Source organism: Hahella sp. NS-SX17 (genome assembly GCF_057367735.1).
Genome location: NZ_CM170632.1, coordinates 1,509,067 through 1,525,992, shown reverse-complemented (window position 1 = coordinate 1,525,992; position 16,926 = coordinate 1,509,067). Strand labels below are relative to the sequence as shown.

Sequence of the window (16,926 nt, the reverse complement as noted above, 5' to 3'; positions counted from 1 at the left end):
TCACTCCCGCGCCAAGGCTTCAATCGGATCAAGTCGCGCCGCATTGCGCGCAGGTAAAAAGCCGAACAACACGCCAATCAGGGAGGAGCAAACCACCGCCGATACAATGGCGGTCACGGAAAATGACATTTGCATATCCTGAACCAGCATGGAGAACAAAGCGCCCACGCCGAATGACAACAAAATACCGATGCCGCCGCCGATCAGACACACCATCACCGCTTCAATCAGGAACTGCTGCAATATGTCACTTTGTCGCGCGCCGACCGCCATGCGAATGCCAATCTCACGGGTGCGCTCGGTAACGGACACCAGCATGATATTCATGACGCCAATGCCGCCGACGATCAAAGAAATGACAGCAATGGAGGACACCAATAAGGTCAAGGTTGTCGTGGTTTTCTCAACCGCCTTCAAAATGCTGTCGGTGCTGAAGGTGAAAAAGTCCTTCACGCCATGGCGTACGGTCAACAAGCGAATAATACCCTGCTCCGCCACTGCGCTGGAGAGACCATCCGGCGTGCGGACGATGATAGAGCTGAAATTCTGCCTGCCAATCAGGCGAGTCGTGGCGGAGCTGTATGGCATCCACACTGACAGATTGCCGCCGCCTCCGAACATATCGCTTTTATCCTCCGCCACACCGATGACAGTCCAGGGCGAAGCGCCGATCAAGATCACTTTACCTATGGGATCATCGCTGGCTGCGAACAGTTTTCCACGAGTGTTACTGTCAATCACTACTACTTGCGCCTGGGTGCGAATATCTTCCCGCAGGAGGGGCCGACCTTCCGCAACCACTAGCCCTTTTACACGGAAATACTGCTCGCCGACCGCATTGATGTTCACATTGACGGCGACATTGCGGTAACGAAGTTGCTGACTGTTAACGATACTGGGCGTCACGCTGTCGACAAAAGGCTGCGCCTGCAGCGCCTCCACATCGGCGGCCACCAAGGTATCAATGGCGGCGGCCCGCTCATCCCCCCAGTCCTTACCGGGGAAAATCTCAATGGTGTTAACGCCAATGGAATTGATATCGCTGATGACTTTCTGCTTGGCGCCCTCGCCAATGGCGACAATACTCACCACAGCAGTAATACCAATAATGATGCCGAGCATGGTCAGCAGCGTTCGCAAACGATGAGACGTCATGGCGACCCACGCCATTTTGAAGGCCTCAGAGAAACGCCCCAGCCAGGCGCCTCGCGGCTCCTTACGACTTGTCGCTGACACAGAGTCCGTTGCAGACTTCTCCGATTCCGAAGTCTCGTTCGTGCGATCCGCGATAATTTCGCCATCCTGAATCTCGATGATGCGCTCCGCTTTCGCCGCCACTAGCGGATCATGCGTAACGATAATGACCGTGTGCCCTTGCTGATGCAGCTCCCGCAACACCGCCATCACTTCCTGACCACTGCGCGTATCCAGCGCCCCAGTGGGCTCATCCGCCAGAATGACTTCACCGCCGTTCATCAGCGCTCGGGCGATGCTCACCCGCTGTTGCTGACCGCCGGACAGCTGACTGGGTTTGTGCTCACAGCGCTCCTCCAACCCCAGGCGCGACAACAGCATGTGCGCCCGTTCTCGGCGTGAGTTTTTGGAGACGCCGGCGTATACCGCCGCCAGCTCTGCGTTGCCTAAAGCATCGAGGTGCGACAATAGATGATAACGCTGAAAGATAAAGCCGAAGTGGTTACGGCGCAGAGCGGCCAGTTCGTCATCGTCCAGCTCCCGGGTCTCCCGGCCGCTGATTTTATAGCTGCCGCCACTGGGGCGATCCAGGCACCCCAGGATATTCATCAATGTCGACTTTCCGGAGCCCGAGGTCCCCATAATGGCGACCATTTCCCCCGGATAAATTTTCAGGTCGATGTCCTTAAGCACCGCGACCTGCTGCTCCCCTGCCTGAAAAATACGGTTCAGGGCGCTGATTTCAATCAAAGGCTCCTTCATACGGCGACATCAGCCCCCAATTACGACAGATGTTTCACCATCAACCGGAACTGACAGGCTGTCGCCGAGGATCACATTGTCCCCGTCATTCAAGCCGGACAGCACTTGCACATACACATTGTCGCGGATGCCGGTCTCGATTGTTCTGTCTTCCGGCTGGCCGTTCACCAGCACACGCACCTTATGTTGCGCGCCGCTGATCTCCTGCTCCGGATCTAATGCGGAAATGGGAATACTCAGTGTCTGCGCCTGGCGATTAATAATGACGGACACCTGCGCGGTCATGGCCACTCGCAGGGAGTAATCGGGATTAGGCGCTTCCAATACGCCACTGTAGTAAACAGCAGTGGTGGAGTTACTAACGGAGCCGTTATCGGAAATATTGTCCGGCGCCAGCTTGATAGTGCGCAGGACACCGTTGTATTGACGGTCCGGGTCACCAAGAACAGTAAAGTTCGCTTCCTGGCCTGACTTCACTTTGGTGACGTCCGCCTCTGATATTTGCGCCTTCACCGTCATCGTATCCAGGTTGGCGAGAATCAGCAGCGTCGGCGCTTCCTGGGTCGAAACAAGGGTTTGTCCCTGCTCGAACTTGGTGGCGATCACCACGCCATCCATCGGCGCCACGATCTTGGTGAAACCAAGGTTGGCCTTTGCAGTTTCAACCTGGATTTCCGCCTGACTGATCTGGGCCTCCAGCGCTTCAATTTCGGCCTTGGCGCTTTCCAACTGAGCGCGCGCGTTTTCCAGCTCAGACACCGAGGCCGCCGCCTGCGCATTCATTTCGCGCTGGCGTTTGAACTCCAGCTCGTAGTAGCGCAACATCGCCTCACGGGCGCGCCGCGAAGCCTTGACGTTTTTCAGTTCCGCCATCGCCCGGTTCAGATCGTTACGCTGTAAAACAGGATCGATTTCCGCCAGCAGTTGGCCTTTGGTTACTTTGTCGCCGACGGAGACATTCATAGACTTCAACTGACCAGTAACCTGAGCGCCCACCGCCACCTGCTTGGCGCCTTCCAATACACCGGTGGCCAGCACCGTTTCCTCTATGTCCCGCTTTTCCACGGGAGCGGTGATGTACTCAACGGGCTCGGGCTCGAACCAACTCTGAGCGTTCCAGCCGACAGCGGCCAAAACAACAAGAATGACCACTCCCACCAAAGCAGGACGACGCGTTTTCTTTGCCATGCGAATTACACAAGAAGTTAATTAATGAACACAGATAGGTTGAAGCCGTCGCGAACCCAGTATCCGCCAAGGGCGACGTTGATCAGAGAGGTTGCTCCAAAGTAGAGCACTCTAGCGAATTTTGCCTAGGACTTCTAACAAAAACACAAAACATGGACAAGCTTTATGAAAACCGCAATGCGCCGGTCATCAAAGCCAAAAACAGTTTTAAAAATAACAAAAAAAAGGGGCGCAAATTGCGCCCCGGAAAATAGCCCGGACTTAAATACCGGACCCTCTCATGCATTCCTTAATAACGTAGCAGGTACGTCGAATTACTCCGCAGACCAGTTGAACAGTTGCTCAACGATAGTAGTCAGAGGCTGACTGTAACCTGCCGCATTTTTCGCGTTGGTTTTCCAGCTGGAAGGAATAGGTTGCCCTTTCGCCCAGCCAGAACCGCCCTGGGTGTACTGAATGTTCAGTTTGTAGTTAGAGCTGTTGTTATAGCCTTTAACGCCAACGTAGTAAGTTCCCGCTTCGTTTGCAGAGCACTCCTCGCTAGTGCCTTCCAGATATGGACGGCACTGATAAGTAGTGTCGTTTGGCTGAGCGCCTTTGTTCACGTACAGGTCAGCGTCGCTGTCGCCAGTCATGGTGACTTTGAAAGAGCCAGTGGTCGTGAACGGACCGTAGAACGCCCACTTGTTCTGCTCAATGACGCCCGCTTTCTGCTCAGACTTGGTCTCGCTGGAAGAACCGGTCGGATTGTAATAGGAAACAGCATGCGCGCCAGGAGCCGGGGTCCACAGGAAGTCCGGATGACGGTTGTTGTACCACTCGCCGCCGATGATGTCGCCGTTGGAGTCCAGCTCCAGGTCGTACACATAACGAACGGTGTAGGCGCGGTCATAGGACGGATAATCTTTGTCTCTGTGAGTCGGGCTGGTTTCCACAATGTAAGTCAGCTTCATTTGAACGCCGACCACCTGAGTGGCTTGCTGCGCGCGATACTTGGAGAACTTGTCCTGGGTGTAATCGCCCATCGCGATGATCGCTTCTTGCGCAGTGTTGTATGAGGCGCCGGTTTGCGGGTTGAAGTAGTTATACTCGTACTTCACTACCGGCTGGTTCCATACTTCATAGTCAAAGGTCGCGTCGATAACGAAGCTGCGCTTGCTCACGCCGATCTGGTTGACCACCGCTTTGTGCCAGCTGCCTGGGTTGCTGTCGAAACACGCTTGATCCAGGATACGGCCGTTTTCATCCTTGCCGGGATCTTTGGAGTTACAACGTCCGCCGATGAAGCGTACGCCAGGAGACGCTTCCGCCCACAACAGCGTACCCAACGCTTTGATGTCGGATGGGAAGAACTTGATGTCCTTTCCTTCTGGCGACTTAACCGTAATGGAGTTAGCGGGACGCGGCAGCATGTACGCAGCGGGCGCCCAGCCGTGGCACAGCCCCATCCAGGCCTCAACGGAGCCGTAACGATCCCAGTAACCTTTACCGGACTCCCACATTTTCTGAGTCAGAGTGAAGTTGGAGTCGCCCACCAATAAGTCGTACTTTTCAGATGGGGACAGGTTATCGATTTCACCTGCGTCGATATACTCTTGCGGCTTGTGAGTGCTGGTGGCGAAAATCCAATGGTCGTACCAATTGGCTGGCCAGGAATCATTCAGCTTGGGGTCGGCGTAACGGATGCCCAGAGCGCCTTTGTAAAGTGCCCAGTAATCGTCGGACCAGGGCTGAACGTCCAGGGAAGCTTGCGTCAGGCTGGCGTTGTCCATTTCGTGAACGTTGCCGATCAGTTGATCGCCGTTGTCCACCAGGCGCGCAGCATTGTCATTGCTGAGCTCCATGGAGCGCATCATCATGAAGCCGTTGCCGCCAGTGCTGTTCAGCAGATCTCTACGCAGCTCATCTTTGTCTTCCACGAACTCGCCGGAGAGAATCGCTTCATCGCTGAATAGCGGCATCGCCAGATCGCCATTGACCGCTTCTTTGACTGGAACTTCGTCCATGACAGCTGCGGTGTCGGCGTGGAAGCGCTCCAGATAATCGCGAACATACTGCGCGTCCTGACCGGAAACTTGCGCCAAAGTGACGGCGGATACGCCTAGCGCCAAAGTGGAGACAGAAAATGTAATAGCCCGTTTAAGCGTGTTTTTCATCACGGTTATAACTCCTTTTAACCTTAATTGATCAGTATTTATATCTTTCCGTTTAACTGTTCAGATATTATGCGTAGCCATTGTTTTATATGTATAAAAGGCGGGGATCAGGCATATACATCAACTTATAAATATAAGCCTATGCCAGACCAAACAACGTATCTCCTTATATGCGGATCGTTCCATATCCTTTTACCGGCTAGGTTAGCCGGGCGGCAATCTATCAGGATTAGTCCATTTGGTCAAGCGTTTGAAACACTGCATCTCACCTTACTCAATAATCACGTAACACAATGAAATAAATCAAAAAAATTAAAAGCCACCTATTTTCTTCGTGTAAAAAAAGAGCTGTCGAGTCAATGTTTTGAGCTAAGTCAATACAATCGACTTAATTCTCAATTCACGAAATTCTCAGCCTTTTTTTATGAATACCTTTTCATGGCTACAATCCCCTAAAAGGCGAGCCCATTTTAATACTCGCGCATTATATTAATATCGGTATGGAATACTGTTGACGCAGATTTAAATTGATTAGAGTCAATAAGTTTATGGGTGGAGCCGCGCGGTGAAATAATTGAATTTTGAGTTGAGCCTTGTGATTTATCCGGCCGAAAATCTATCGGGGAAGTGTTCAGAAAGTTGGCCCTCATCAAACGCCGACATGGCCGACAAAAAAGAGCCATCCACACGCCTGCTAAAGCTATCGCATGTGAAAAGGTTGTCAGACGCTCCTCTCGGCAAGGATATCTTCGCCCCTCGAACCTCTATATTAAACTCGTTCCTGTCCGTTTTTGTTCACCATTTTTCTGTTTCTCCAGATTATCGAAGCTCGAGCCAATTATTGTCCCGTCTGTTTGGTATTGCGTATCGCTTGGGCATCGTCGGTGACGCCATCCCTTGTGAAGTTCCGTCTTTCCTGCTCCGTTTGACGCTTCCGCATATCGATACAATACTTTAAACATCTACTGTCGGCGCCGCGGAGGTTCTGGCTTGGCGCTGGCGTTCGCCTTCGAAGCAGGTGGCGTTCTGATGTTCAGATTAAAGAAGTTGAAGTGGCGGAGCCTGCTCCCCGTATTCGCATTCTTGTTGGCGCCTGATTTTATCATGGCCGCGGACCCCGCCGCCGGGCTCAAATTCGTCACGGAAGAGTCGCCCCCTTACAATTACACCGAGAGCGGCGAACTCATGGGAAGCTCCGTGGATTTACTGGAAGCAGTGCTGAACATTATTGGTTCCGAAAAGACGCGTGAGGACATCCAGGTGCATCCATGGGCGAGAGGATACCGCATGGCCTTGAACGAGCGGAACACGATGCTGTTCAGCACCCGCCGCAACCCAGACCGCGAGGATTCATTTCGCTGGGTAGGACCGGTCGCCTCTTCGCCGGTTGTGCTGATGGCGAGAAAGCGCAGGGATTTTGAGGTAAAACAGTTATCGGATCTGGACGCACTCTCAGTCGTCGCGGTCGCCAGCGATATGGGAGAGCAGGTGCTGGATGCTTATCAGATTCCGAAAAATATCCGCCAGACTGTCTCACATCCTGACATCGCCGCCCGCATGCTGATTTTTCGCCGTATTCACTTGTGGTCATATGGGCGAAGAACCGCTCTATGGCTCCTCAAACAGCAAGGCGCCAAGCTGGAGGACTATGAGCCAGTCTGGAGTTTCGGCTCAGCGGGAGATCTCTATTTCGCCTTCCACAAAGATACGCCTGAAGAGACGGTCCAACTCTTTCAGCATGTCTTGGACCAATTGAAAAATGATTACGGCGACGATGGACTTTCAACTTATGAAAGAGTGTTGAAGTCCTACATCGAGTAACCTTTTCCCATTACTGTCATCAGCGTGTAAAAAACATCCTGATCATAAAATACAAAAATCCCCGAAAACCCTACGGAATAAAGGGATTCCAGCGTTTTCCAAAGAGATATCCACAGGTTGTGTGGATATCTGAAGGGGAAAATCTGCGCAACTCAGGGAGGGGTGGAGCAGAAATCACTCTAACGTCGCCACCAGACGACGTGCGGCGTCAAGCGCGGAGTCGCGGTAGCGGTCCGCCATCTGTAAAGGCTGCATGGAGTCTACATTGAAATACACAGAGGCGATGCCAAAAGCGACGGACTGCAGAGCATCGTCGTCAGTATCGGGATAATCCCGTCTAAGAATCTCAGCGATATCGCCATAAAACCGCTCTGTCCATGAGCGCATGGCGTCGCTGATCGCCGCATCCCGGCTTGCGGCGAAGATCAAGGCTGACTCCAATTGCATACGCTCTCTGTCATCGTCTTCATATTCAAACAGCATGCGCAGAAATGCTGGCGCGACTTCCGTCGCCGGCAGGTCACTCAGCATTTCTCTCCACTCACGATCATACTGCGCCGCCATTTGCTCGATCAGTTGCAGGGTTAAATCCTCGCGGTTGCCGACATAATGACGCACTAGGCTGCGCTGCAATCCTGACTCTTCCGCAATACGCTCCAGCGTGCTCCCTTCCAGACCATATCTAGCCACGCAACGCCGAAAGGCCTGCATGATTTCTTCCGTTCTTTCCGACTTTTTGCTTGGCCGCGCCATATAGCCCCTCATATAAATTATCAGTATTGACAATTTATTCTCACCCACATAGATTGTCAACAATGATAATTTACCTGTTTAACCAACCTGAAACGATGAAACCGATAAAAAATCTGCACGCTGGACTCACCTGCGTGATGAGCAACAAGATGAACAACAAAGAGCGACGCAATGAACGCCACACCTGAAATAGGCTTACGCAGAATATTAAAAGAGTTCCGCTGGCGCGTTGGACTCACCTGGCTATTGGTGTTTCTCGAATATGCTCTGGACGCGGCCATCCCTCTACTGATCGGACTGGCGATAGACGACATGCTGTCCGGCGGTTCGACCCAAATGGCCTGGCTGGTTTGCGCCTTCGTTTTGATCACAGCCATCGCGGTCCTGCGTCGTTTCTATGACACCCGCGCCTATAGCAAAATACGCGTCAAACTGGGCTCAGAATTAGATCAACGACAGCAGGCGTTGTCCGTCTCCATTCGCAATGCGCGTTTGCATATGGCGACGGAGCTGGTCGACTTTATTGAAAAGGACACGCCGGAACTATTCGCGGCCGTCATCACACTGGTTGCTTCCGCCATGATTCTATCGTCCTTCTCAATGGACTTGGCGATGAGCGCCTTTGGGTTATTAGTCGCCATGCTGACGATTTACCTGTGTTTCCATCAGCGTTTTTTCCGACTCAATGGCGGCCTTAACTCGCAGATGGAACGCCAAGTCAGCATATTAAGCGCCCGCCAGCCGGGACAGTTGCTGAAGCATCTGCACGCCATTCGTCATTGGCAGGTGCGCCTGTCCGATGCGGAGTCCATCGTCTACGGTCTGATTTTTTTGCTGATCACCGCCTTCGTCGTGCTCAATCTTTGGCTCTGTAGCGGCTATGTCGGCATAACGACAGGCGCCCTGTTCTCAATTGTCACCTATTCCTGGCAGTTTGGAGACGCGGCAGTCTCACTGCCGACGACATTACAGAGCTGGTCGCGCCTGCATGAGATAACGATACGTCTGAATAACCCGGAAGCTCATGGCGCCGCCTGATGTATATTCAATCGCCCTTCCCCTGGGCGATTGACTCCAGCCGATCAAGCCGCTAGCTTACCCAGACTAACGCTATTCGCCTCAGGCGCGCCAGACAAACCCGGTAGCGTAGCTTACTCCTGCCTAAAAGCAGTCTGCTCAAAGGATGACAATGACAACTCAACACTGTTCCCACGCCAACCCACACATTTGCGTCTGCCCGCATATTTACGACAAGTCTGTTCAAAATGGCGTTAAGCGCTTTATCGGAGTTGGAGAGCAAGCGGAGTATCTTTGTTCGGAGTGCGCTAACGCAGAAAGCTTCAACCGCTGCTATTGGTGCGATGACTGTTTTGCCGCCGCGGACGCCGATTGTTATTGGTCGATAGCTGGCATGCTGGAAATCAAAAGGGAACCGAAAGCATTCCATTTTACCCGGCGGAAAATTCATCTCGACTTACTGAGCAAGCGCCGCCTTCTCGCCCTAGAGCCGCTACAAAGCCATCCCACGGACGCCATGCTTTTCACCGATGATGGCGGATTGTGGCGCGTGAATCTCCAGAATGGCGAATCCGTCCAGGTCGCAACCTTACCTGTTGAGCAGATCCATCCCGCTGGGGCAATTACCCTGAAGATCAGTCCTGACAATCTGTTTCTGGCCATCACCTCTTTGCTATACCGGCATGCAGACGAAGGCTCTTCCAATAAAGGCTTAGTGCTGGACCTCAGCTCTGGCGAGATCCTCATGCAGCTTGACGCTGGCGACTACCATATGGAAGAAGCGGACTTCCCCGTTGCTTTTTTTGAGCAAGATGGGAAAACCTTATTAGTCTGCGCCACCGACTGGAATCAACTGGATATCTTCGACCCGAGAACGGGAGAATGCCTAACCCCGCGCCATTCCGACACGCCGCCAGAACATGATGAAGACGCTACTTTTATGAGTGAATGGAGCGGCGCCCTCGTTATCTCGCCGAACGGCCAACGCATCGCCACGATCGGCTGGGTATGGCACCCTGTCGGCGTCGCCTACAGCTGGGACTTGCAACACTGGCTTAACCACAACCCCTGGGAACCGGACATCGGCGAATCCAAGGTCATGTACGCCAGCTGGGATTACTTCTGGTCCTCGCCCTTTTTCTGGGTCGACGAAGACCGCATCTGTATTTGGGGATGCCAGGACCTGCATACCGACTACGACGTCCCCCTCGCCAGCGCCGCCATCTTCGACGTCAAAAGCGGCGACCAAATCAAATGGTTCGCCGGCCCCACCATGAATGCCTTTTACTTCGACCAATACCTGTTCTCAACCACGGAAAAAGGCGACGCCATCACCATCTGGGACCTGGAAAGCGGCGCACTGCTTTACGAATACCCGTGCGACCTTCCTGTTAACTACCTGCCTGGGAGTAGGGAATTTGTTTGTGATGAGGGTAATGGGGTGTTGGCGCTGTATGGGTGGAGTTTGTAGGCAATTAAATTAATAGCTTGACGCTCAATACACCTAACCTAAGTTTGCTATCTCAAATAAATTCTCACAATTATTCGATTCAAATGAGCAAAAATACAAAGCAATACTTTGCCGTCTTCGGGGATATCCATGGAAGGGTCGCGTTAATGTACGCCGCGTCGCTATTATGGCAGAAAGAAACGGGAATTCAGCTCACAGGCATTCTGCAGGTGGGCGATATGGGCGCTTTCCCAGATCCCCTTAATGTCGACGACGCAACCAGACAGCACGCAAAAGTTGATCCAGATGAATTAGGCTTCAGTCAGTTCTGTGCACACAGCCAAGACGCCGAACTGTTCCTTAAGCCTGCTAACTCTCCTCCAACATACTTTGTCAGGGGTAATCACGAAGACTTTGATTATCTATCACAGTTTAAGTCTCCTGCACATGTAGACAAATATGGAAAAATAAACTTTATCCCTGATGGACATTGGGTACATCTGGCTTCGCACACTACAATTGGAGCATTTGGAGGAATCCCTCCTGTTATTGAAACAAAACGAAGAGGAAAAAAGAGCAAGAAGACCTATAAGAAGTCAAAATTAAAGTCGTTGAATGATCCAAAGCTTTTCACTGAAGAGTTTGCTAGAACAGCTTTCAATAAAGAAAACAAGCTGGATATTCTATTAACTCATGCAGGGCCTAAATGCGCTTCTCTTTCGGAAGGTTCACTTCTTTTGACAGAACTAACGGAAAGGATAAAGCCTAAAATTCATATCTTTGGACACCACCACAAAGTCATTCCACCCTGTGAAGGGCCTGCAGGCAGCATATTGATTGGGCTGGAGCACTTCAAGTTTGACGCGTCCAAGGAAAAAATTATTAAGGGTTCATGGGGCATACTCGTCTTGGACGGATGCTCAGCGGAGTTTACATTTATCGACAGTGAAGCTCCTTTTCTTTCATGCATAAATTACTTCGACTATAGAAGCTTCCTAACTTTATAATCTTAGTGCAACGTCGGCTCGACAATAACCTCTCTATTGCACACCACCCGACATTCTTTATTCATTCTTTTAAATGCGATCATCACATCTCTAATTTCTGGTCGAACATCTCTAACATCAAAATAATCAAGAAGCTTCAACTCCGAAAAGCTTAAAATACTCTCTGCTGAAATAGAGCTATCATCCAGCACCAGACTAGATATATTTTCGTACCCGGTAGTTTTTTTAATGTAGCGCAGCAGTTTATCATCAGAAGCATCTCCCATAATCGCCAAGCGATCAGATATGCTTTGCATTTCAAACCACTCCCGCCCCCTCCATAAATCAAAGCCAACCCTCCCCTGTAAAGAGTTTGCTTTTTCGAAGTAGTTGCCTGTCGCTAGGATAGCGTATACTCTCCCAGTATCACCAAGCCCAATTCGATAATTAAAATTATCTTTACTATGCAACTCCAATGACACAGGCAAACCATTCCGCCACTCATATTCTTGTGAAAGATCATTTTCTTGAAGCATAAGAAACTCTATACTTCCAAAAAATGTCCAGTTAGCTTCATGAAGAAGAGCGCCTTCATAATAATATTTCTCTTCAACACAGAAACCTTTTTCAAAATAAAAAACGGTGCCTGACAATGGCTTACCCTTATAACAAACAGGTTCTTCATCCGTTTCTAAAACACTCATATCCAGGTATAAATCTGAAGACGCCAGATTAGACCAATATAAATTCTTATACCCTGTTTCTATTCTTCCATTTACTACCACATCCCCTTTAACACTTCCATCCGGTAATCGGATAAACGCAACACCCGAAAACACTTCGTCTTTATAGAGTAAGACTCCATCTTTTTCAGTTAGCCTATCGATTAAAACTCTTAGCATTACCCACCTAATGAAACGATATGAGTTCTCAAAACAGCCTCCTACGCGCCATTTACTCCAGCGGAAAGCCTTATCGCCACCTCCGCGCCAGCACTTTCAAGCATAATGGAGTCTAATATAAGCGGTCTCTTTCCACCTTTCGACACTACAACAGGCTCCTCTTTCAAGAGGTTCTTAACTTCCACCGTAGACATGCCGGTCAGACGTTTAATTGCAGTCACAAACTTTCCGATACTCTCACCAACAGCTTCTATCACTAGAACATACCCATCATCAACCTCCTCACTGCTCTTTATTTATTCGTCCATAAAGTTACTGATAAATCTCATCTTTTCCCCAAAATCCTGGAGTATAATTAATTTTATATTCTGAGCTATTAACCTCAGCAAGGAGCCCAGCTAAAGCGACTCTTGCATCTGTTGTAAGACTATCCATAGAGAAACCCGGATAGGCCAATTCAACCATATCTTCAACCATTGCGCTTTTTAAAAATTCATCGCGCCCTATTAAAAAGCATCTATAGAACCTATATGCTATATATCGTCTAGCTGAAGCTACCACGTCATCGACAAATACGGGAGAAAGTTCTCGATAACGCATTGTAAATCTAACATTCTCCGAACGATAGCTTAAACTTTCATCATATAAAGCCAAAGAACCAGCAACAGTATCTGCGTCATCATATGACAGATTAGGCCTAATCTGAACAAATACTCCATATCCTCTATCAATCAATGGCCACTCCTTCACAGGCGTACGTAACATATTTTCAACTGATATGGATATCACTCTGCAGTTTGCGCGCCGCCATTCGGCAGCCTCCACTTTTCCTCCGACAACATCGCGAAAGAATGCCATCAAATATCTTCGTTGGCTCTCATCAACAACACTTTCCAAGTACCGGTATGCTGAAAATTTATCTTCCCGCATAATTCTTCTTATTTTATCCAGCAGGAAATCTGGAAATTCATTTAAGTTACTTATTTTTCCAATCACATATACCCCTAATCTTCTCAGGTTGTAGTAATCAGTATTCCCGGCTTGATAATCGCTCTAGTAGCGCCATCACCTTGTACCATACAGGCCCTAGCCAAATACAAACGCCTACTACGACCAATACCTGTTCTCAACCACGGAAAAAGGCGACGCCATCACTATCTGGGACCTGGAAAGCGGTGCACTGCTATAGGATATCCGTGTGACCTTCCTGTTAACTATCTGCCGGGAAGTAGAGAATTTGTTTGCAACGAGGGCAATTGAGTGTTGGGGGTGTATGGGTGGAGTTTGTAGTCAATAAAATTAATAGTTTGCTGCTCGTTACACCTATGGAACCTTTGAAAAACTATCTGCGGCGTCAAAAGTCGGCTCAAAATACTCACTTATTCACGATAAATTGCGCATTTCGCCAAATTCTAACGAGTACTTCAAAGCCAGCTCCTTATACAATCCTCCAGACAAATTAATACAGCCAACAAGCAACCCTTCACCTAAAAAATCACATATAAATCTTAATCTGAGTGCATCACTGTACCTCTCCATCTCTGTGGCTTGCATCCTAAAGACGCTAACAACGTCAATAAAAGTATCAAATAGCGCACACTCCAATGCAAAAATACTATTGAATTTGTTGATAACTTCAACATTAACCATTATGCGGTCATCGAATCTACTCGAAATAAGTTTAAACCTGCGGTCTTCATCAAATACTGCAGACAACTCGTCAAGAAATCTCAGATACAATCCCTGATTAACATCCGCACTCAAGCTTTTATTAATCCGGCATCGATATAGGCATTCTATGCCGCATATTTGATGCTTGGGTGGTTAAAGTATTTTTTCACCCTCGAAGGCTTCTTTTGTAACATACACATATGGGATCGAACTTTCTTTTTGAGATCCCCTTTCTTTCGTGCCGGCTTACCACTGTGAACTCCCGCTTTTAAGTCACAATTCAAGTATTCGTCCGGGTTCAATTCCGGGGAATAGGCGGGTAAATAGAACACTTCTATACGATCCTCATTCTCCTCAAGCCAAGCCTTCACAACCTTGGCGTGATGGACTCTCAAATTGTCCAGTATCAGGAAGACCTTCCGTTGGGCGTCTTGGATCAGCCGCTTCATGAACCCTATCAACCGGTCTGCGTCCATTGAGCCGTCATAGATTTGAAACCGCACTTTGCCCTGGTTGCTGATCGCTGAGATCATATTGACCGACTCACGCTTGGCGTTCAGGCGAATCACCGGTGTTCTCCCTTTCGGCGCATAGCCCCGCCCATGTTGAGCGTCGCTTCGCAGCCCCGTTTCATCCCCCCAATAGATCTCCGCCCCTTCCGCCTTCGCTCGTCCGCTGATGACCGGGTATTCCTCCTTCAGCCACTTATCGACTTGATACGGGTTTTGCTCATACGCTTTCTTCACCGGCTTCTGCGGCGTGAAACCCCAGGCGGTCAGATAACTGCCAACCGTTCGGATCGCCAAGTGCTCTCCCGTCTCCTGCGCAATAAGCTGTTGCACCGTCTTACGGGTCCAGAGCGCATACTCCAGCTTGAGCTGGTCCGGGCTTTTATCGACAATCAAACATCTGATTCGGTTCTCCTGGCTTGGCGTCAATCGCTGTCCCGAACCGGGCTCTCGTCCCCGGGGCTTGGATTTAATCCCGCTAACCCCTTGCGCTTCATAAGCTCTAATCCACTTTCCCACCGTCAGGTTATGGACACCGACCTTATCGGCTATTTCCTGATAGCTATACCCCTGCTTGCGCAGTCGCACGGCCTGTTTTCTTTTTTCTTCCTGCGCTGCGGCAGGTAATGAGCGAGCGTCTTCTATAATCATATGGGCATTGTATCATGCCTATATCGATGCCAGGTTAATAGCTAACAAGTCCAACATTTTATCTCGTCCTCAATGCTCTATTCATAAAGATAAAGAATCACTATTCTCCGCTGCTACATAAGATCGGCATTCTGTCTAACCTAACGCGCAACATACCGCCCATTAGCCGCATCGTCCAACAGCTGCTCCAGCAGGCCGTTTTCCTGGACTATTTTGAGTCCCTTATTGAAGGCGTTGCGCATTTTTTCTCCCCGTGGATTTTTGGTGAAGATGAGTCGGTAGGGCCAGGATTCGATGGGGGTGGGGTTGTAGGTGATGAGGTTGGATTCCCGGGGAAAGTTTTTGTGCAGGATATACAGGCCGACGTACTTATCCAGGGAGAAGGCGTCTATGCGGCCGGTGAGTAGTTTGGCGAAGTTGAGACGTTCGTCGGATACGACTTCCATTTCCAGGTTGATTCCCTGTTCTTTGGCGGCTTCAAACCAGGGGTAGCTGGCGCTCATCAGGCCACCGAATTTGAGTCCCACCAGATCCTTGTAGTCGCGCCACTGCATAGGTTGCGCTTTGGCGTAAAAGAAAACAGCGGAGCCTTCAAAAATCACATCGGAGAACAGGTAAATTTTTTCCCGTTCTTCGGTTTTCACCCAAAGGATAGAAGTGTCCCAAAGTCCGTTTTCCACAAACAACGCCACCCGATTCCAGGGGAAGAAGCCAACTTCTACATCAACATTCGCGGCCTTGAAGCAGACTTCCGCAATATGCGCCGCCATACCGTAATGCTGCAGTTCTTCAGAAAGATAAGGCGGCCATTCGCCAATAGCGATGCGAGCCGTCTCAGCGGCGGATGAGGTATACCCGGCGAAAATGAGCGCCAATGCCAGGACTACGCCACGAGTTCGCACCATAAGCTACTGAGACTCTGCAGAGGTTATTTCTGTCTAAAAAGCATAAACAGCGACACTCAAGGGGGCAAGTTGGCGCGCTTGCGGGCGTCGACTATGAGGTCAGCGACGAGGCCCAGTCAGATAGTTCATCAATGTATATTGCCTCGGAGCGCCCCAGCTCATAGGCCTCGCTCAATGCCGTCTCTTCATCCAGGATAAAAAGCAAGTGAGGAGAGTCACAGTGCTCATTGGCGTAAAAGTAAAAGGGGCGATCAACAGACAGCGCCTTGAAACGCTCTGACCGCGTCACGTTCGCCAACGCAATATGCAGGCAGTAAAACACGCGGCGTTCATAAAGTTGGTAAATCGCTTCATATTCTTCTTCAGGAAAATTCTCATCGTCCCGGTGAGCTTCGTAGAACTCATATAGAGGGAAGCAGGCTTCCGGCAGCTCAAACCCGCAGGAGCCGTCAATCAGTCGGACGCCGAAGTCAGGGTCTTCGTCCATGGCGTTTTTCACAGAGGCATAGACATAACCAAGCGCTTCCGGCGGGTCGTTTCCATCGTAATACCACTCAATGCACGCGGCTTTGATCGGGGCCTGCGGCTCACTCCACTGCTCTGGGTTACGCCAGTAATCAAAAGCCTCCAGCAGATCTACCGCCAGCTTCCCGGCGATATCCGCATTTTTCTGCGCATCGAAGTACTGCACCAGTGGCGCAAGAAATTCCGAAGGAGCCGCCAGGTTCCGCCGCGCCTCATTCAACTCCGCCGTCAACTGACTTCTGATTTGTTCATTATCGATCAAGGTCTTCCCCTTGTTATTAATATGGCAATGATATTGGCATGTTAATAATCAGGCGCAGGGATGCGTCTGCGCGGCGGCTAGCCGCGGAAGAAAAATAGAAGAAATCTATTTGTCTGCCTAATTAATACCACCTGACTTCAACTACACTAAAACCATTATGATGACATCCATTAA

General features: G+C 50.1%; 14 protein-coding genes. 4 read left to right on the top strand and 10 right to left on the bottom strand.

Annotated features, from left to right (window positions below; genetic code table 11):
• The 3 genes from AC2IBB_RS06890 to AC2IBB_RS06880 form a co-directional block, all read right to left on the bottom strand.
• Positions 1-1,956: a MacB family efflux pump subunit gene (locus AC2IBB_RS06890; RefSeq protein ID WP_486332155.1), complete on the bottom strand. Its 1,956-nt coding sequence runs from the start codon at positions 1,954-1,956 to the stop codon at positions 1-3.
• A 9-nt stretch (positions 1,957-1,965) separates the two neighbouring features.
• Positions 1,966-3,144, bottom strand: a complete 1,179-nt coding sequence (locus AC2IBB_RS06885) for an efflux RND transporter periplasmic adaptor subunit (protein ID WP_486332154.1) — start codon at positions 3,142-3,144, stop codon at positions 1,966-1,968.
• 314 nt (positions 3,145-3,458) lie between these two features.
• Positions 3,459-5,300 carry a pre-peptidase C-terminal domain-containing protein gene (locus AC2IBB_RS06880; protein ID WP_486332153.1) on the bottom strand — a complete coding sequence of 614 codons (1,842 nt, stop codon included), beginning with the start codon at positions 5,298-5,300 and terminating at the stop codon, positions 3,459-3,461.
• A gap of 1,029 nt (positions 5,301-6,329) precedes the next feature.
• On the opposite strand from AC2IBB_RS06880, the gene AC2IBB_RS06875 reads away from it, so the two are divergent.
• Entirely contained in the window at positions 6,330-7,121 is a 792-nt protein-coding gene (locus AC2IBB_RS06875) for a substrate-binding periplasmic protein (protein ID WP_486332152.1), read from the top strand.
• Positions 7,122-7,295: 174 nt separating this feature from the next.
• On the opposite strand, the gene AC2IBB_RS06870 is transcribed toward AC2IBB_RS06875, so the two are convergent.
• Complete coding sequence (locus AC2IBB_RS06870) at positions 7,296-7,874, bottom strand: TetR/AcrR family transcriptional regulator (RefSeq protein ID WP_486332151.1); 579 nt, start codon at positions 7,872-7,874, stop codon at positions 7,296-7,298.
• A gap of 171 nt (positions 7,875-8,045) precedes the next feature.
• Here AC2IBB_RS06870 and AC2IBB_RS06865 point away from each other — a divergent pair, with 171 nt between their 5' ends.
• From AC2IBB_RS06865 to AC2IBB_RS06855, 3 genes are all read left to right on the top strand, one after another.
• A complete protein-coding gene (locus tag AC2IBB_RS06865) occupies positions 8,046-8,912 on the top strand; it encodes an ABC transporter six-transmembrane domain-containing protein (RefSeq protein WP_486332150.1) in 867 nt (288 codons plus the stop codon).
• 151 nt (positions 8,913-9,063) lie between these two features.
• The gene (locus tag AC2IBB_RS06860; protein ID WP_486332149.1) at positions 9,064-10,362 is read left to right on the top strand and encodes a WD40 repeat domain-containing protein; all 1,299 of its coding nucleotides are present in this window, start codon (positions 9,064-9,066) and stop codon (positions 10,360-10,362) included.
• A gap of 83 nt (positions 10,363-10,445) precedes the next feature.
• On the top strand, positions 10,446-11,348 hold the full coding sequence (locus tag AC2IBB_RS06855; protein WP_486332148.1) for a metallophosphoesterase family protein: 903 nt from the start codon (positions 10,446-10,448) through the stop codon (positions 11,346-11,348).
• Between the two features lie 2 nt (positions 11,349-11,350).
• Here AC2IBB_RS06855 and AC2IBB_RS06850 read toward each other — a convergent pair whose 3' ends face one another.
• The 6 genes from AC2IBB_RS06850 to AC2IBB_RS06825 form a co-directional block, all read right to left on the bottom strand.
• On the bottom strand, positions 11,351-12,229 hold the full coding sequence (locus AC2IBB_RS06850) for a hypothetical protein (RefSeq protein WP_486332147.1): 879 nt from the start codon (positions 12,227-12,229) through the stop codon (positions 11,351-11,353).
• 312 nt (positions 12,230-12,541) lie between these two features.
• Positions 12,542-13,225: a hypothetical protein gene (locus AC2IBB_RS06845; RefSeq protein WP_486332146.1), complete on the bottom strand. Its 684-nt coding sequence runs from the start codon at positions 13,223-13,225 to the stop codon at positions 12,542-12,544.
• Positions 13,226-13,612: 387 nt separating this feature from the next.
• Positions 13,613-13,993: a hypothetical protein gene (locus AC2IBB_RS06840; RefSeq protein ID WP_486332145.1), complete on the bottom strand. Its 381-nt coding sequence runs from the start codon at positions 13,991-13,993 to the stop codon at positions 13,613-13,615.
• Between the two features lie 32 nt (positions 13,994-14,025).
• On the bottom strand, positions 14,026-15,060 hold the full coding sequence (locus tag AC2IBB_RS06835; protein ID WP_486332144.1) for an IS630 family transposase: 1,035 nt from the start codon (positions 15,058-15,060) through the stop codon (positions 14,026-14,028).
• A gap of 140 nt (positions 15,061-15,200) precedes the next feature.
• Positions 15,201-15,965, bottom strand: coding sequence for a substrate-binding periplasmic protein (locus AC2IBB_RS06830; protein ID WP_486332143.1), 765 nt, complete (start codon positions 15,963-15,965; stop codon positions 15,201-15,203).
• Between the two features lie 91 nt (positions 15,966-16,056).
• A complete protein-coding gene (locus AC2IBB_RS06825; RefSeq protein WP_486332142.1) occupies positions 16,057-16,752 on the bottom strand; it encodes a hypothetical protein in 696 nt (231 codons plus the stop codon).
• Between the last annotated feature and the right edge of the window lie 174 nt (positions 16,753-16,926).

Excerpts from the sequence above, each read along its gene's own strand:
- AC2IBB_RS06890 (WP_486332155.1), bottom strand. The coding sequence starts at position 1,956 with ATGAAGGAGCCTTTGATTGAAATCAGCGCCCTGAACCGTATTTTTCAG.
- AC2IBB_RS06885 (WP_486332154.1), bottom strand. The coding sequence starts at position 3,144 with ATGGCAAAGAAAACGCGTCGTCCTGCTTTGGTGGGAGTGGTCATTCTT.
- AC2IBB_RS06880 (WP_486332153.1), bottom strand. The coding sequence starts at position 5,300 with ATGAAAAACACGCTTAAACGGGCTATTACATTTTCTGTCTCCACTTTG.
- AC2IBB_RS06875 (WP_486332152.1), top strand. The coding sequence starts at position 6,330 with ATGTTCAGATTAAAGAAGTTGAAGTGGCGGAGCCTGCTCCCCGTATTC.
- AC2IBB_RS06870 (WP_486332151.1), bottom strand. The coding sequence starts at position 7,874 with ATGGCGCGGCCAAGCAAAAAGTCGGAAAGAACGGAAGAAATCATGCAG.
- AC2IBB_RS06865 (WP_486332150.1), top strand. The coding sequence starts at position 8,046 with ATGAACGCCACACCTGAAATAGGCTTACGCAGAATATTAAAAGAGTTC.
- AC2IBB_RS06860 (WP_486332149.1), top strand. The coding sequence starts at position 9,064 with ATGACAACTCAACACTGTTCCCACGCCAACCCACACATTTGCGTCTGC.
- AC2IBB_RS06855 (WP_486332148.1), top strand. The coding sequence starts at position 10,446 with ATGAGCAAAAATACAAAGCAATACTTTGCCGTCTTCGGGGATATCCAT.
- AC2IBB_RS06850 (WP_486332147.1), bottom strand. The coding sequence starts at position 12,229 with ATGCTAAGAGTTTTAATCGATAGGCTAACTGAAAAAGATGGAGTCTTA.
- AC2IBB_RS06835 (WP_486332144.1), bottom strand. The coding sequence starts at position 15,060 with ATGATTATAGAAGACGCTCGCTCATTACCTGCCGCAGCGCAGGAAGAA.
- AC2IBB_RS06830 (WP_486332143.1), bottom strand. The coding sequence starts at position 15,965 with ATGGTGCGAACTCGTGGCGTAGTCCTGGCATTGGCGCTCATTTTCGCC.